The sequence below is a fragment of the Streptomyces caatingaensis genome (assembly GCF_001187435.1).
GTDB classification, from domain to species: Bacteria; Actinomycetota; Actinomycetes; order Streptomycetales; family Streptomycetaceae; genus Streptomyces; species Streptomyces caatingaensis.
In genome coordinates this window covers 256,648-270,919 of record NZ_LFXA01000002.1, presented here as the reverse complement: position 1 = coordinate 270,919, position 14,272 = coordinate 256,648, and the positions used below count along the sequence as shown (strand labels likewise).

The following is a 14,272-nucleotide window of genomic DNA, read 5'->3' as shown; positions in this document are numbered from 1 at the left end:
AACGACAAGGCGGAAAAAGGGGGGTCACCGGCGGCGGGTCGGCGCCTCGGTGCGGGTGACGGTCGGCGGTGTGGTGCTCGCGGCCGGTACTGGCACGGTCGCAAGCGGGTAGTTCGGGGAGTGGCTGATGGCCACGGCCGCCCGTCGGGCTTGCGCCGCCACCGGTCCGGCCATGGGAAGGGAGGCGTGGCGGTCGACGAGGCGGAGCAGGGCCGTGGCCTGGGCATCACGGGTGGCCATCGCCTCGGTGACCGCGCCCGCGGCCTCCAGCAGTTGCCATCCGTCGGCTTCACCCGGGCCGTCTTCCGCTGCGCCGAGTCGTTCGAGCAGCACGTCGTGGTGGCCGTCCAGCGTCTGCTGCAATTCGGAGAGCCGGGCGTACGCCTCCACGATCTCCGCGAGGCCCGCTTCCGGGTGCGGTGTGGTCGCGGTGTGCTGCTGGAGGTCGGTGAGGGTGCGACCGAGGGACTGCTCGATCCGCGCGCCGAACAGTGCCAGCACCTCGTCGTCACTCATAGATCAACTCCCTGGGCGCATAAAGGTGGCAGTGCTTCCAGGGTCTGGATGACGGCCGGTTTGGATAACCGGTGATCGCGCGCTATAAGCAGGCACCCGCCACCGCCTGGCTGGGGCGGCTGTGGGCAGACCCACCCGGTCAGCGCCGGAGCCCTGGCGAGGGAGGTGTCGGCGGCTTGGCGGGCAGGAGAGACGCCGGGGGCGGCTGGGGCGATCTGCGGGTAGTGGTGCGGGCGGCCCCGGCCCTGGGCGTGGCGAGCACGGCGGGGAGAGGGGTGCGTGGCGCCGGAAGGGGTCCCTCGCGGTTCTCCATCCACTCCCATGCGGCTTCGACGTCGGGGAAGGCTCCTTCGCGCAGGGTGTAGGTCGGGCTGTCGGGTGACCACGTTTCGAGAAAGAGGCGGTACGGCTTGCCGACGCTGGTGGGGTCGGTGTCGTGGACCAGCACGGACGTCTCGTACTCGGTGCAGTCGTCGGTGTAGTGCTCGACGACGTCGTACCGGGTGCCGGAGGTCATCAGCTGTTCTTCCAGGACGGTGGTGAGTGAATCGGCCGGTCGTGCTCCCGTGCGCTCCGGCGGCATGCGGACGGCATCCGGTGCCGCTCCTCGGGCGATCAGCCACCGCTGAGCCAGGGAGATCAGGGGATGGCGCTCGGCGTCAAAGCGGAAGGTCCGGTTGTCCGGGTCCCGGGTCAGCGTCATGGCCAGCAGCTGCGGGCTGCCGGGGATGTCCCAGGTGGCCGCTGTGTCATGCAGGACGAGGTAACTGTTCCGGCCGTCGTCGGTGTGGTGGGTGACCAGCGGAGCGAGGCAGTCGTGGTTCGTGGTCAGCGCGTGGAAGAGGTAGTCATCGCTCCCGTCGGCCAGGGTGTATCCGTCGAGACGGAAGTCCAGGGCGGACAGAGCGGAAAGGTCGGGCAGGTCGCGTTCGGGATGGTTCAACGGTGTTCTTCGATCAGGTGTCGTCCACGGCGGTGAACCGTGGCGTCGGCATCGTCAGCGTCGCCGCGGCTGGGCCGTCTGCGCAGCCACGGGCGCAGCGGTCGGGGCGGTCTGTGCCGCGGGTGGGCTCTGGCGGGTGCGGGTCAGGCAGGCGCGGCCGGCATCGGTCAGCGTGATGGGCTGCCCGGCGTGCAGAGGCCGTGTGATGTCCCGGTTCACCAGGCCCTGTGCTTCGAGCCGCTGGAAGGCGGGCCAAGTGACGCGGTTGCCGGAGGGGGTGGTCACGGACATGCGGTGAGTGAGCAGGTGCTCGCGCAGTACCGCGCCGCCGGGGGCGATGGCCACCAACGCGGCGTAGTCGGCCTGGAGAAGATCGGCCCCGGGTGGCGCCAGGCGGGGCCGGTTCCGTTCTTCGAAGGGCTTGAGCGTGCACATCAGTTCAGCGGCGCGCTCGTCACGCTGGGCGGCGGCATCCTGCAGCTGCGCAACGGTGCGGTCGATGCGCTGGAAGAGGGCGTCTTCGACCTCGAACTCGCCGTTGGAGAGCCGGTGGAGCAGGGTGCGGTAGAAGGTGACACCCCGCTCCGCGTCCGCCAGCGCGCGGTGCGCGGCCACCACGTCCGCGAGCCCCTCCTCGGCATGGACGCCGGTCTCCCACAGTGCGTCGATGCTCCAGCCCGTTGCGCTCTCCACCCGTGCATCGAGGGAGGTCAGCGCCTTCGGGGAAGTTCTCGTGGTGCTCACGCGGTGCGCTCGTCATGGCGGGCGGGATTGACCGACAGGTCCGGGCGGTGTCGGCGCAGCGCGGCGGTGAACTCGGAGCGCTGGTAGCCCTTGCGCTGGGTGCCGTCGGGCACGCGGATGTTGTGTGAACGGATGTTGTAGGGAGACAGCAGGATGGCCAGGCGTCGGGGGGTGAGGTCTTCGCGCTGCCAGGTGCCCAAGGCAGGCCCCTTCGTCGAGCGCAGGGCCTCCACGATGTCCGTCGTGGGCAGGGCTCCCGGGTCTCCGTGGGCGGCGAACACCTCACGGCAAGCTCGAAGGATTCCCGTATCGCCCTGGCTGCATTCCACCGCGTGATGTGCGTGCCGGCCTGCGGGCGGATGCGCAGCAACTGCCCTGGTGGCTGCGCTGCGGCGCGGTGTGGCGCTGAGCAGGTGGACGAGCTCTTCCGCACACTCCAGCAGCTCGAGTGCCTTCTGCCGACACCGGGCGCGGTGCTCCTCCTGCTGGGCTTCGTCGGCGTCGAGGGTCGGGGTGAGCGCCGGGTACGGCAGGCGTGCGTCGGCCCCGTCGAGGCAATGCTGTGCGCAGCAGGAGGCGTCTATCAGGAAGTCAGCGAGGAAGGGCGTCATCGGGAAGGGCCTTTCTGGGCGAGCGGGGCCGTCGGAGCGGCGGTGGCCACAGGGACAGTGCGGCGCTGGGGCGTGGGGGATGCAGAAGTGCGCACCGACACCGTGCGGGGTGAACGGGCGCGGGCGGCGGTGGCGCGGGGGGAGGCGGTGGTGCGTGTGCGGCCGAGCCGGTGGAAGGCGGTGTTGTATGCCTCGAATCCGGCGCGGGGCCTCATGGCGACCAGGAAGATCTCCCTCTTGTGCAGGGATCCGGCCGGGGCGGGGCGTTCCTGGTAGACGATGCGCCAGTCGACCTTGGCGTCGACGTAGAGCTTGCGGCAGTCGGACAGGTCCTGGCCGTGCCGGTCGTCGAGGCGCTGGCCGCGTTGTTCTCCGTGGACGAGGTCCTGCAGGGAAAGGAGCGCAAGGTCGCGGATCTCGGTCGGTGCCTCGCGCAGGTCGTCCAGGGCGCGGGGGTCGGCGGCGAACGCGAACTTGGGGAAGCTCACGTCGGCGTCACGCGGCCTGGGTGTGTCCGGTGATGGGGACCGGGTCGGTGGTGGGCTTCGGGCCGGGCAGCAGGCGGTGCGCGGGCCGGGACGGATTCGTGGTGCACGCGGCGAAGGGACCACCGGGTGCTCGGAGTTGGGCCATGGTGTGGTCGAGGTGGTCGCGGTGCCAGGTCGAGGGGCCCGACGGGCCAGCCTCGGGGTCGATGTGCTGCTGCCAGGCCAGCCACAGGGCGTGGAGGCGGGCGACGGCCTCGGGGTGCTGGTCCCACCAGGGGCACCAGGGGGTGCTGGAGGTGATCTCCCGGCCGTAGACCGGCAGGAGCAGGTCATCGACCCAGTCGGTGAGCGCGTCGAGCTCGCTCTCGTACGCCTGGCCCTCCATGGCCATGATGAACAGCGGTTCACCGCCACCGGCCGGTCCCGGGCCAGGAGCGAAGCCGCCGAAGTCGGGTCCTGGCAGTGGTATCGGCGGCGGGTCGGCGGCCAGGTGGTCCAGGACGCGGGCTTGCTCCTGGGACTGGTCGATCAGCCGGCGCACGCTCGCGGACAGATCAGCCAGGTCGAGGTCCGTCATACGGACCGGCTCCGGGATTTCTCCCGTGGAGGGGTCGGGGGAATCAGACACAAAGCTTCTTTCCAACAGGGCGAGTTCAGTGAACGCCAGCGTCCGGACTCCGGCCGGTTTAGGTAACCGGTATCCGGGCGCTATAAGCAGGCGGTATTGGCCATCCCGTATCCGCTAAGGGCAGAGCCCGTGGCTCCGCCGGTGGACATCGTCGGTTACTCGGTTGGGCCAGCGAGGGCGTAATCGTCCTGCGAAGAGACCGCGTGGAGAGCCTCGGTGAGCCGGTTCTCGGCGATGTCCGTGTAGTGCTTCGTCTTCTCGATACCGATGAAGTCGTAGCCTTCCAGCAGGGCGGCGACGCCGGTGGATCCGGAGCCGGCGCAGAAGTCGAGGATGGTGCCGCCGGGCGGGCAGATCTTCACCAGTTCCCGCATCACCTCAACGGGCTTCTGCGTGATGTGCTGGCGGCCCTTGCGCGGCTGGGATCCGGTGTAAAGGCCGGGCAGGTAGACCGGGTTGCGGTCGGCGTCGACCGCGCCCTTGGATGCCCAGTGGATGAACTCGCAGGACTGCTTGAAGCGGCCCTTCTGCGGCCGGGCCTGGGGCTTGTGCCAGGCCAGCGTGCCCCGCCACGTCCAGCCGCCCGCCTGGAGGGCGTCCGACATGGAGCCTGCCTGGCGCCAGTCGGTGAACAGCAGCAGCGTGCCCGACGGCTTCGTCACCCGGTGTGCCTCGGTGAGGATCTGCGTCAGCCAGAACGTGAAGGACCTCTGGTCCATGTTCTCGCCGGGGAAGTCCGCCAGCTGATGTTCGGCGTCGGTCGAGGTGTACTTCTGCCGTGCCGTGCGGGAGGTGCGTTCCTTGGCCGTGCGACCGCCGGAGTTGTACGGGGGGTCGGTGATCACGGCGTCCACGCTGTTGTCGGGCAGCGTGGCCAGTACGGACAGAGCGTCGCCCTGGTGCAGGGAAAAAGACATGACGAGGTCCCGTTCAAAGGGTGCGAGAGGGAACTGAGAGCGCTCGCATAGAAGCACGCCCTGGTGATCCAGACGGCGGCTGCGAGGCGACTCCAAACTGTAGGCCCAAAAACCCGGTTGACCCCGGGCAGAGGGAAAACTTCCCTGAATTCATTTCCGGTCGCCGAATCCTTTGGTCAACCGGGATTCCGTCCCTACAGTTCTGGTCATGCCCGCCCCGGTCACACCGGACGGCACCCCTCAATTCCCGGCTCCCTTTAGGAGAGGTCTCTTCGTCATGCCACTGAGCACCTGACACATGCCCCGGACGCGGCCCGGGAGCTGCAACTCCCCCGCGCCGGCTTGTCGCACCACCAGCAACCAGACCTGTTCCGGGCGCCTTTGGACCAAGCGCACGCCCGGACGGCTCCACGCGAAAGACAACGCCTTGGCACACCCATGCCCTCATCCAGCCATTCCGCCGCCCCGGGCCCTTTCTGACCGGCCGGGCAGGTGGCGTTGAAGGCCGTCGTCGCGACCATCGGTGTCGCGGTTCTCAGCCCGCTGCTGCTGGCCGGCACCGCCGCAGTCGCCGCAGCCGGCGGCGGCGCAGCCAGTGCCGCCCACGGTGATTGCGGAGGCGAGGCCGGATCGGTCGACGCCGAAGCGGTCGCCAAACAGGTCAAGGACATCCTTGGCGGGAAGGGCGGCGGGAAGGTCTCCGTCGAGGGACTCGATCTGCCCGCCGAGCAGATCCCCAACGCCAAGACGATCGTGGCCACGGGCGTGGCCATGCACATTCCCGAGCGCGGACAGATCGTCGCCCTGGCCACCGCCATGCAGGAATCCCGGCTCCGCAACCTCAACTACGGCGATCTGGATTCGCTCGGGTTGTTCCAGCAGCGGCCGTCCGCGGGCTGGGGTACCCCCGCCCAGGTGCGCGACCCGGTGTATGCGTCCACGAAGTTCTACAAGGCGCTGCTGGAGGTGCGCGGGTGGGAGTCGATGACGGTCACCCAGGCCGCGCAGGCCGTCCAGCGTTCGGCATTCCCTGATGCGTACGCGCAGTGGGAGCCGCTGGCTCGTGCCCTGCAGTCCGCGATCACCAAGACGCTGCCGGATGGCGGCAAGTCCAAGCCCGAGGACGGCAAGACCGCCGGCAAGGACAAGAAGGACTCCACGGCCGGCAAGGGTGGTTGTGCCACCGGAGCGGACGGGAGCAGCTTCGGCACGATCCCGCCGGGCGCGGTGCCCAAGGGCTATGCGATTCCCAAGGACGCCCCGAAGAAGATCCAGACCGCGATCCGATGGGCGCTCGGCCAATTGGACACCCCGTACCAGTGGGGCGGCACCTGCGAAAACTCGCACGGGCCGGACCCGATGGGCCGGTGCGACTGCAGCTCGCTGATGCAGATGGCCTACCGCGCCGCCGGCGTGAACATCTCCCGCACCACCTACACCCAGGTGAACGAGGGCAAGGCCGTCTCGGTCAGCTCGCTCAAGCCCGGGGACCTGCTCTTCACCCGGGGCACCGCGGCCGTGCCCGAGCACGTGGGGATGTACATCGGCAGCGGCTTGATCATCAATGCGCCGAAGACCGGTGACGTCGTGCGCATCACCACGCTCGCGAACTGGAAGCCCCAGATCCTCGCCGCGCGCCGCATCCTCAACTGATCGCAGCGCAAGCCTCTTTCTCCGACGCCGCTCGGCCCCCATACCCAGGGCACGACCCCTGCGCCAGGGAAGCAGATCACGTCGGCGACCGCCCCTTCCGGCAAGCGGGCCGAGATCTGCACCTGTAGCCCACTGCGGTATTTCCCCCTCTCCGAGGCGCTCGCCTCCCCTCTCCCCCTGTTCTTTCGTCGCTTTCGCATGCCGTTTCGGCGTGCCCGCAAGGAGCTCGTCTGTGCCCACGCTCGACCATGTCCGCTACCTCGCCTACAACCCGGGCATCAGCCCGAAGGAGGGCGGGCTTCCGGGCCTGTCCGTCCTGAAGGACGTCATCTCCTCGATCAACCTCTTCGCGATCATCGCGATCGTCGGCGCCCTGGCCGTGAGCCTGGCCGTGTGGGCCTGGGGCCACTACACCGGCGGCCACCAGGCCGAAGCCAACGGGAAGAAGGGCGCGGTCGTGAGCGCCGGCTGCGCGCTCGGCCTCGGCGCCGCCAACGGCATCGTGTCGTTCTTCAGCACGCTCGGGACGCAGGTCCACTAATGCCGAAACGTCACTTCAAGCGCCCGCGCACCCCACGCTTCGCCGCGCTGACCTCGCGGACGGCCTCGTGGTCGATGAACCGGCGCCTGGCCGCCGGCATCGCGGCCCTGGCGGTCCTGGCCGGTGCGGCCGGGCTGACCGCCTACCTCACCACCGACACCGACAAGCCCGCCACCTCGCCCCCTCCAGTCTCCGCGAGCAGCAGCCCCTCGCCGACAGCCTCGGCCGACGGTGAGGGCAGCGGCGCCGTGCCGAAGCCGCCGTCCACCCATGACCCGGTGGAGTTCGCCAAGGCCGCTGCCGGTGCCCTGTGGTCCTACGACACCCGCCAGGCCACCCAGCCGCAGCACCTAGCCGGGCTAAAGGCATGGATGACGAAGGAGTCGAAGTACACCGACTGGGACTCGGTGGCCTCGCAGGTCCCCGACCCGACGCTGTGGTCACGGATGCACGACAACGGCCAGTACGCCACCGCGAAGATCGCCGAAGGACACATGCCGCAGGCGTTCACGAAGGCGCTCGGCGACAACCCCGGCGCCATCACCGAGGCGTACGTCTACGTGGTCACCGTCAGCGGCAAGCAGTCCATCTCCTGGCGCGGCGGCGGAGCCGGCGCCGAGGGCCGGGCGATCACGCTCGCCGTCCAGTGCCGCCCCGACCGCAACTGCGCCCTGTCCGGGGTCTCCCCCCGCGTCGCCCCCTGACCCACGCCCAGCAGGAAGGAGGTAAATACCTGTGGGCTTCTGCAATCTCCCGCTGGTGGACAACGTCTGCAAGGCGGTCGACGCGATCGATTTCGTCGCCGACCCCGGCAAGTCCATCACCGAGGGTCTCGGCGCGTGGATCGCCAAGAGCGTCGGCGAACTCGCGGCCTCGGCGGCCGACCTGGCCGCCAAGGCCGTCGACACCACCACCAAGGTCGATCTCAACGCAGGATGGTTCAGAGACAACTACGAACTGATCCTGCCGATCGCCCTCCTGGTGATCGTCGGCACGTTCTGTATGCAGCTGGTGCGAGCCGCCTGGAAACGAGACGGCCAGGCGTTGAGCCAGGCGCTCAGCGGCACGCTGGTCGGCGTGATGTTCGCCTTCGGCGCCATCGCGTTCACCACAGTCGCCCTCACCGTCGTCGACGCACTATCGGACGGCCTGTTCAAGGCCGGGCACTCCTCGATCGCGGACTCCGTCCGCCGCATGATCAAGGTCTCCCAGTACGGCGGCATGTACGAACTGGGGTGGCTGGTACCGACGTTCGTGGCGATCGGCGCCGCCATCGGAGCGTTCCTCTACTGGTGCGTGATGATGGTCCGCAAGGTCGGCATCCTCGTCCTGGTCACCCTCGCCTGCTTCGCCGGCGCGGGCGGCGGCTGGGAGGTCGCCAAGCGGTGGCGCAAGGGCTGGATCGAAGCCACCGCGACGCTCGTGGTCTCGAAGCTCTTGATGACGATCGTCTTCCTGCTGGGTGTCTCCGCCATGGGCAAGACCGATGCGAAGGACGGGCTCGCCGCCGTCTCCGATGCGATGGCCGGCATCGTCGTGATGGTCATGGTGCTGCTGTGCCCGTACATCACGTACCGGTTCGTGCACTGGGCCGCTGATGGTCACGGCGAGGACCTCCACCGTTCCGGCGGCGCCGGTATGGCGGCTGCGTCCCGTACCGCCCAGGGCGTCGGCCGCAAGGCCATGGCCATGTCGGCCGGAGGTGGCGGCGGTGCCGCTCTGGCCGCGGCAGCCCCGCAGGGCCCGCCGCAGGTCCCCGGCCAGCTGCTGGCCAAGGCAGCTCCCTCCAGCTCCGGATCAGGTTCCAACTCGGATTCGGATAACGACTCCGGTTCGGGAACGAGCAGCGGGACGTCCGGTCCCGGGTCGGGATCTTCCGGGAGCCACGGCGAGGGCGGCTCGGGCGACGAGCCGACGCCCACGCCTCCCCCGCGGTTCGCCGCGGACGACAGCGGATCCTCCTCCCCGCAGTCCGGCCGACTGACGGGCCAGGGCAACGGCATGCCGGCGCAGCAGTCCGGCCTCATGGCCGCGGGTAGCCAGCCGGGAGCGAGTCTGGCCTCCGGCTCCGGTCTGATCGGGCAGGGACCGCCAGCCCCGACTCCGCAGGGTCCCGCGGTCTCCACGCCCAGGCCACAGCCCGCCACCCGGTCCGGCGAGACGGCCGCCCCGCCGTCGCCTCCCGCGACCGGCAGCTGACCCACCGTCCCCCACCCCCTGGGGCACCCGCCGACCCAGTCCACTGCGGCGGCGGGTGCCCCGGGGGCCCCACCCGGCCACGCCACCTCTTGCTTCGTCGTGCCCCCTGCACTTCCAGAACGGCCCCCATTTGTATGTCTGATCACTCCGCCGCTGTGCCGGTGACGGTGAAATTCCCGCACCGAAGTCGCCGCGGCATCCTGCTCGGGCTCTCCCTGCCCCAGCTCACCCTCACCGCTTCCACGCTCGCCTTCTTGATGCTCATCGTCGTGAGCACCGGCCTCACCGGCGCCTTCGCCCTCACGCCGCTGTGGCTGGCCATCGCCGCGCTGGTCTTCGTCCGCCGGGGCGGACGCTCGCTCATCGACTGGGCCCCGGTCATCACCCGCTACTCCATCCGCCGCGCCCGAGGACAGCACATGTGGTTCTCCCGTCCCTCCACCCGCCCCCGCACCGAGGGCCTGCTCCATCTGCCGGGCACCGATGCCTCGTTGCGGGTGTTCACCTCCCCCGACCGGCAGCTCGCCGCGGTCCACGACCCGCGCGCGGGCACCATGACCGCCGTCGCCCGCATCTCCAGCCGGGCCTTCGCCCTTCTCGACCCCGCCACCCAGAACGCCAACGTCTCCGGCTGGGGCCGCACCCTCGCCGGCCTGGCCCGCACCGGGCACATCAAGACCATCCAGGTCCTCGAGCGCACCGTCCCCGACTCCGGTGACGCTCTCACCCGGCACTGGAACGAACACGGTCACCCCCAGGCTCCGGTCGCCGGCACCGTCTACGCCGAGCTCGTCGCCGCCGCCGGCCCGGCCGCAGCACCCCACGAGGCATACCTGGCCATCTCCCTCGACATGAAGGCCGCCCGCCGGCTGATCTCGCAGGCCGGCGGCGGACTGCCGGGCGGTTTCACCGTGCTGCAGCAGACCACCGCCACCCTCACCCAGGCCGCCCGCAACGCGGGACTCACCGTCACCGGCTGGCTGGACGCCCGCGAGATCGCCGCGGTCATCCGCACCGCCTACGACCCCAAGGCCCTCTCCGCCCTCCAGCAGTGGTCGCCCACCGGCCGCGCCGAAGCCGACCCGGCCGCCGCCGGTCCCGTCGTCCAGGTCGAGGAAACCGACCGGGTCATCACCGACAGCGCCCACCACGCCACCTACTGGGTCGAGAACTGGCCCCGCACCGAAGTCGGCGCCGGATTCCTCCACACCGTGCTGTTCTCCGCCGGGGTACGCCGCTCCTTCTCCCTCATCTACGTGCCCCAGCAGCTCGAGGCCGCGCTGAAGGACGTCCAGCGCCGCAAGGCCACGATCATCGCGGACGCGGCCGAGCGCCAGCGCAAGGGCCAGGTCGACAACGAGGAAGACAGCGTCGAGTACGCGGACGTCAAGCAGCGCGAGCGGCAGCTGATCGCCGGCCACGCCGACGTCGCCCTTACCGGCCTGCTCACCATCTCCGCCGACAGCGACGACCAACTCGACGCCGCCTGCGCACAGATCGAAACCGCCGCTGTCTCCGCCCAGGTCGACCTGCGCCGCCTGACGTACCAGCAGCCCGACGCGTTCGCCACCGCCGCCCTGCCGCTCGCCCGCACCGCCCTGTAACACCCGCAAGCCGCAGGAAGGACCACCCTCTCGTGACGCCTCCGTCCCCGCTCACCAGCAACGAGCCGCTCGCCTACCTCACCGCAGCCACCGCCGGCATCCGCCACCACACCCGCGCCACCACCTCACCCCCCGGCAGCCGCCCGGCAACCCGAGCCCAGGTGGACGCCCTCCACGCCCACCTCACCGCCCTCCACGCCCTCCTCGGCCGACTCGCCGAGCAGACCCGCAGCGAACGCCCCGCCCAGAGCAGCCACTTCGCGACGGCCCGCACCCGCCTGTGGCAGGCCGGCGAACACCTCCACGATGCCTTCCACCAAGCTCCCCGCACCCCCGCACCCGCCCCGGACACGCCGCAGGACGACACCTGCCAGCAGGACATCGACCCCACCGGGCCGCCGTTCCTGACGATCTGCCTGCGCCACCTGCGCACCAGCACCCTCGTCCGGCACGAGACCACTCCCGCCGACCTGCACTCGCCCCTCCACGGTCACGCCCGCCACCGCACCAGCTGAGACCGTTCCCCCGCCGAAAGCCGAGCACCCCACCCGATGAACCACCGGCCCGCCCGCACCGCCCGCCGCGCCAGCGCGTCCCCGCTCTTCACTCCCCACACCCGCGACCGGGCCCGACGCCGCGCCGACCGCCAGCAGCTGCACTCCGCCCGCAACAGAGCCCGCAAGGCCGCCCCCGCCCCCGCCCACCGCCGCGGCCGGACGGACGACCAGGGGCCGATGCCGCAGTACCCGGCCAGCGGCCGCCCGGGACCGGCCTCAGCCCGCGGCGGGAAGCTGTCCCTGCCCGCCCACCGCATGACCACCGCAACCGTCGCCGGCGCCTACCCCTTCCTCGCCGAAGGCGGCCTCGGCGCCGAAGGCACCTACATCGGCCGCGACGTCCACGCCGAAGCATCCTTCACCTTCGACCCGTTCGCGCTGTACGGGAAACTCGACGGCTTCACCAACCCCAACGTGCTCCTCGCCGGCGTCATCGGCATGGGCAAATCGGCACTGGCCAAGAGCTTCGCCCTGCGCAGCGTGGCCTTCGGATACCGGATCTACGTCCCCTGCGACCCCAAGGGCGAATGGACAGCGGTCTCGGCCGCGCTGGGCGGCACGACCATCGCGCTCGGCCCCGGCCTGCCCGGCAAACTCAACCCCCTCGACGCACCCCCGCAACCCGACGGCGTGACCGCGGAGGACTGGGCCAGCGAGGTCCGCAAGCGACGGCTGATGCTCCTCGGCTCCCTGGCCCGCACCGTCCTCGGCCGGGACCTGCTGCCGATGGAGCACACCGCGCTCGACGTCGCCCTCGACTGCGTCGTCACCCACGCCGCCCAGAGTGGCCGGACCCCGCTCCTCGGCGACATCGCCGCCACCCTCAACAACCCCGGCCTGCTCGACATCGCCGGCGGCGAACTCTCCGGCCGCCTCGGCGACGCCGCCCGCGACCTCGCCCACGCCATGCGCCGCCTCGTTCACGGCGACCTGGCCGGGATGTTCGACGCCCCTTCCACCGTGGTCTTCGACCCGCGCAGCCCGATGCTCACCATCGACCTCTCCCGTCTCGGCGGCTCCGGCGACGACACCGGGCTCGTCCTCGCCATGACCTGCGCCTCCGCATGGATGGAGTCCGCACTCGCCGACCCCAACGGCGGCCGCAGGTGGGTCGTCTACGACGAGGCGTGGCGGCTGATGCGACACGCGGGCCTGCTCGAGCGCATGCAGTCCCAGTGGAAGCTCTCCCGCGGCCTGGGCATCGCCAACCTCATGGTCATCCATCGCCTGTCCGACCTGCTCACCGCCGGCGATGCCGGCTCGCGCGGACGCGCACTCGCCGAGGGCCTGCTCGCCGACTGCTCCACCCGCATCGTCTACCGCCAGGAAGCCGACCAAGTCCTCGCCGCAGCCGGACTCCTGGGCCTGACCTCCGTCGAATCCCAGGCCATCGCCCACCTCAACCGCGGACGCGGCCTATGGAAAGTCGCCGGCCGCTCCTTCATCGTCCAGCACCTGCTCCACCCACAGGAACTGGCCCTCTTCGACACCGACGCCCGCATGCACTGAAAGGTCCGTAAGTTCACCATGCCTGACATCACCAGCCCCGACTACTTCCTGCGACTCGCACAGAGCCTCGACAGGATCTTCGACGACCTTCCGCAGGCCGAGCGTGTGCGGCGAGGCGACGACATCAGCGCGGCCGTCCACACAGTGGTCACCAACACCGGCCACGTCCTGACCGAGATCAGCGAAGAACTGGCCACCAGTAGCCGCCACGAGGCCGAGGCTCCCTCGGCGTACAGCCACGCCGAGCGCTCCGGCACAGCAGCACTCACCCAGTGCGCAGTACCTCTCGGAACCGCCCTCGCCCACCTCAGCCAGGTAATCGGCCATCTCGGCTTCCTCCACGAGAACACTCGGCACTCCGCCACCGGCCCGCGCACTCCCGCCCCAGACGACGTGCAGCTTTCCCTCCAGAGCCACCTCGACCAAGCCGGCAGCACTCTGCGTACGGCCGCCGGGCAGCTGCGCAGCAACGCCACCCAGCTCTCACGCCCGCTTGCCGCCCGAGCCCTGGCCGCGCCGTCACACGTGGTGCCCACTGCCGTGGCACCGTCTGCCGAGCAGGCGTCCCGCCGGTCCCGCTGACATCGCAACGCGCACCCGCACCCTCGATGGTGCGGTCGGGCCAGGGGCCCGGTACACCACAAATGTCGCTGCAGCATCGAGATCCCCGACGATACGGCGACTTCCCCGCACCCTCGAGCGGGCCCCTGGCTGCCTGGATCCCCAGATCGTCGGCCCAGCTGAGCCCCAAACGAACCCACGGCAGTACAGACATCCGGAGCGATCCTGTTGCGCATTGACCCTCGCACCCCCGCCCACCTCAACACTATCGCCCAGGAAATACGCGAACTGGCCAACGGGCTCACGCTGTTCACCCACAACACGCCGGAGACAGCGGCCTTCACCGCCGGTGCCCGGATGAAGGCCCTCGGCGGCATGACGGAGATGCTCTCCAACACCCTGCTGTACAACCTCAGCGGCGAGCCCTCCGCCGACCGCGCCGAGCGTCGCGGTGCCGGCGCCCTCGCCACCGCGGCAGCCGGTACGTCACAGGCCATGGGTCACCTGGCTGAAGCGCTCCGGCAGGTCGCCTTCCTCCAGGAACACGCCACGCGCCGGCCAGGGCCGGACCTCGCCGACGCCCAGCAGGCCGCATGGAACGTCATCGGTGACCGCCTGGACGAAGCCCGTACAGCACTGGAAGACACCGCCACTCAGCTGGAATCCGACACCCGTCACCTCACCCAGCCGCCACGGCGGCCCGCCCCGCGCAGAACCGTCCCGATCGCGCAGGCCCAACGGCCGCCCACGCCGGTGTCCGTTCCCACCACCCCTCTGCGCCGACCGGTCCCCTGACCGCAC

16 protein-coding genes are annotated in these 14,272 nt (G+C 70.4%); 9 read left to right on the top strand and 7 right to left on the bottom strand.

Going from position 1 to position 14,272, the window contains the following annotated elements; genetic code table 11:
* Window positions 1-24: 24 nt before the first annotated feature.
* From AC230_RS02010 to AC230_RS01980, 7 genes are all read right to left on the bottom strand, one after another.
* Window positions 25-516 (bottom strand): hypothetical protein, encoded by a 492-nt coding sequence (locus tag AC230_RS02010; RefSeq protein WP_049714179.1) that lies wholly within the window; start codon window positions 514-516, stop codon window positions 25-27.
* 139 nt (window positions 517-655) lie between these two features.
* The gene (locus tag AC230_RS02005) at window positions 656-1,459 is read right to left on the bottom strand and encodes a hypothetical protein (RefSeq protein ID WP_049714178.1); all 804 of its coding nucleotides are present in this window, start codon (window positions 1,457-1,459) and stop codon (window positions 656-658) included.
* A 54-nt stretch (window positions 1,460-1,513) separates the two neighbouring features.
* Entirely contained in the window at window positions 1,514-2,203 is a 690-nt protein-coding gene (locus AC230_RS02000; RefSeq protein WP_049714177.1) for a hypothetical protein, read from the bottom strand.
* The gene (locus AC230_RS30560) at window positions 2,200-2,814 is read right to left on the bottom strand and encodes a DUF3631 domain-containing protein (RefSeq protein WP_078870877.1); all 615 of its coding nucleotides are present in this window, start codon (window positions 2,812-2,814) and stop codon (window positions 2,200-2,202) included. The genes AC230_RS02000 and AC230_RS30560 overlap by 4 nt, the downstream gene beginning before the upstream one ends.
* Window positions 2,811-3,302 carry a hypothetical protein gene (locus tag AC230_RS01990; protein WP_049714175.1) on the bottom strand — a complete coding sequence of 164 codons (492 nt, stop codon included), beginning with the start codon at window positions 3,300-3,302 and terminating at the stop codon, window positions 2,811-2,813. The genes AC230_RS30560 and AC230_RS01990 overlap by 4 nt, the downstream gene beginning before the upstream one ends.
* A 7-nt stretch (window positions 3,303-3,309) precedes the next feature.
* Entirely contained in the window at window positions 3,310-3,879 is a 570-nt protein-coding gene (locus AC230_RS01985) for a DUF4913 domain-containing protein (protein ID WP_198535381.1), read from the bottom strand.
* A gap of 206 nt (window positions 3,880-4,085) precedes the next feature.
* Window positions 4,086-4,847: a DNA-methyltransferase gene (locus AC230_RS01980; protein ID WP_049714173.1), complete on the bottom strand. Its 762-nt coding sequence runs from the start codon at window positions 4,845-4,847 to the stop codon at window positions 4,086-4,088.
* A gap of 498 nt (window positions 4,848-5,345) precedes the next feature.
* Between AC230_RS01980 and AC230_RS01975 the strand changes: the two genes are divergently transcribed.
* The 9 genes from AC230_RS01975 (at window position 5,346) to AC230_RS01935 (ending at window position 14,266) form a co-directional block, all read left to right on the top strand.
* On the top strand, window positions 5,346-6,500 hold the full coding sequence (locus tag AC230_RS01975) for a C40 family peptidase (RefSeq protein ID WP_049714172.1): 1,155 nt from the start codon (window positions 5,346-5,348) through the stop codon (window positions 6,498-6,500).
* 232 nt (window positions 6,501-6,732) lie between these two features.
* Window positions 6,733-7,041: a DUF6112 family protein gene (locus AC230_RS01970; protein WP_049714171.1), complete on the top strand. Its 309-nt coding sequence runs from the start codon at window positions 6,733-6,735 to the stop codon at window positions 7,039-7,041.
* The gene (locus tag AC230_RS01965) at window positions 7,041-7,745 is read left to right on the top strand and encodes a hypothetical protein (RefSeq protein WP_049714170.1); all 705 of its coding nucleotides are present in this window, start codon (window positions 7,041-7,043) and stop codon (window positions 7,743-7,745) included. The genes AC230_RS01970 and AC230_RS01965 overlap by 1 nt, the downstream gene beginning before the upstream one ends.
* A 31-nt stretch (window positions 7,746-7,776) precedes the next feature.
* On the top strand, window positions 7,777-9,240 hold the full coding sequence (locus tag AC230_RS01960) for an SCO6881 family protein (protein ID WP_049714169.1): 1,464 nt from the start codon (window positions 7,777-7,779) through the stop codon (window positions 9,238-9,240).
* Window positions 9,241-9,374: 134 nt separating this feature from the next.
* On the top strand, window positions 9,375-10,844 hold the full coding sequence (locus AC230_RS01955) for an SCO6880 family protein (protein ID WP_049714168.1): 1,470 nt from the start codon (window positions 9,375-9,377) through the stop codon (window positions 10,842-10,844).
* A 32-nt stretch (window positions 10,845-10,876) separates the two neighbouring features.
* Complete coding sequence (locus AC230_RS01950) at window positions 10,877-11,359, top strand: DUF6238 family protein (protein WP_049714167.1); 483 nt, start codon at window positions 10,877-10,879, stop codon at window positions 11,357-11,359.
* Between the two features lie 36 nt (window positions 11,360-11,395).
* Window positions 11,396-12,910 (top strand): TraC family protein, encoded by a 1,515-nt coding sequence (locus AC230_RS01945; RefSeq protein WP_049714166.1) that lies wholly within the window; start codon window positions 11,396-11,398, stop codon window positions 12,908-12,910.
* An 18-nt stretch (window positions 12,911-12,928) separates the two neighbouring features.
* The gene (locus AC230_RS01940; RefSeq protein WP_049714165.1) at window positions 12,929-13,492 is read left to right on the top strand and encodes a hypothetical protein; all 564 of its coding nucleotides are present in this window, start codon (window positions 12,929-12,931) and stop codon (window positions 13,490-13,492) included.
* A 207-nt stretch (window positions 13,493-13,699) separates the two neighbouring features.
* The gene (locus tag AC230_RS01935; RefSeq protein WP_049714164.1) at window positions 13,700-14,266 is read left to right on the top strand and encodes a hypothetical protein; all 567 of its coding nucleotides are present in this window, start codon (window positions 13,700-13,702) and stop codon (window positions 14,264-14,266) included.
* The last annotated feature ends 6 nt before the right edge of the window (window positions 14,267-14,272 follow it).

Bases quoted from the DNA above. Each gene is read 5' to 3' on its own strand.
- AC230_RS01985 (WP_198535381.1), bottom strand. From the start codon at position 3,879: ATGACGGACCTCGACCTGGCTGATCTGTCCGCGAGCGTGCGCCGGCTG.
- AC230_RS02010 (WP_049714179.1), bottom strand. From the start codon at position 516: ATGAGTGACGACGAGGTGCTGGCACTGTTCGGCGCGCGGATCGAGCAG.
- AC230_RS30560 (WP_078870877.1), bottom strand. From the start codon at position 2,814: ATGACGCCCTTCCTCGCTGACTTCCTGATAGACGCCTCCTGCTGCGCA.
- AC230_RS01980 (WP_049714173.1), bottom strand. From the start codon at position 4,847: ATGTCTTTTTCCCTGCACCAGGGCGACGCTCTGTCCGTACTGGCCACG.
- AC230_RS01965 (WP_049714170.1), top strand. From the start codon at position 7,041: ATGCCGAAACGTCACTTCAAGCGCCCGCGCACCCCACGCTTCGCCGCG.
- AC230_RS01955 (WP_049714168.1), top strand. From the start codon at position 9,375: ATGTCTGATCACTCCGCCGCTGTGCCGGTGACGGTGAAATTCCCGCAC.
- AC230_RS01945 (WP_049714166.1), top strand. From the start codon at position 11,396: ATGAACCACCGGCCCGCCCGCACCGCCCGCCGCGCCAGCGCGTCCCCG.
- AC230_RS01940 (WP_049714165.1), top strand. From the start codon at position 12,929: ATGCCTGACATCACCAGCCCCGACTACTTCCTGCGACTCGCACAGAGC.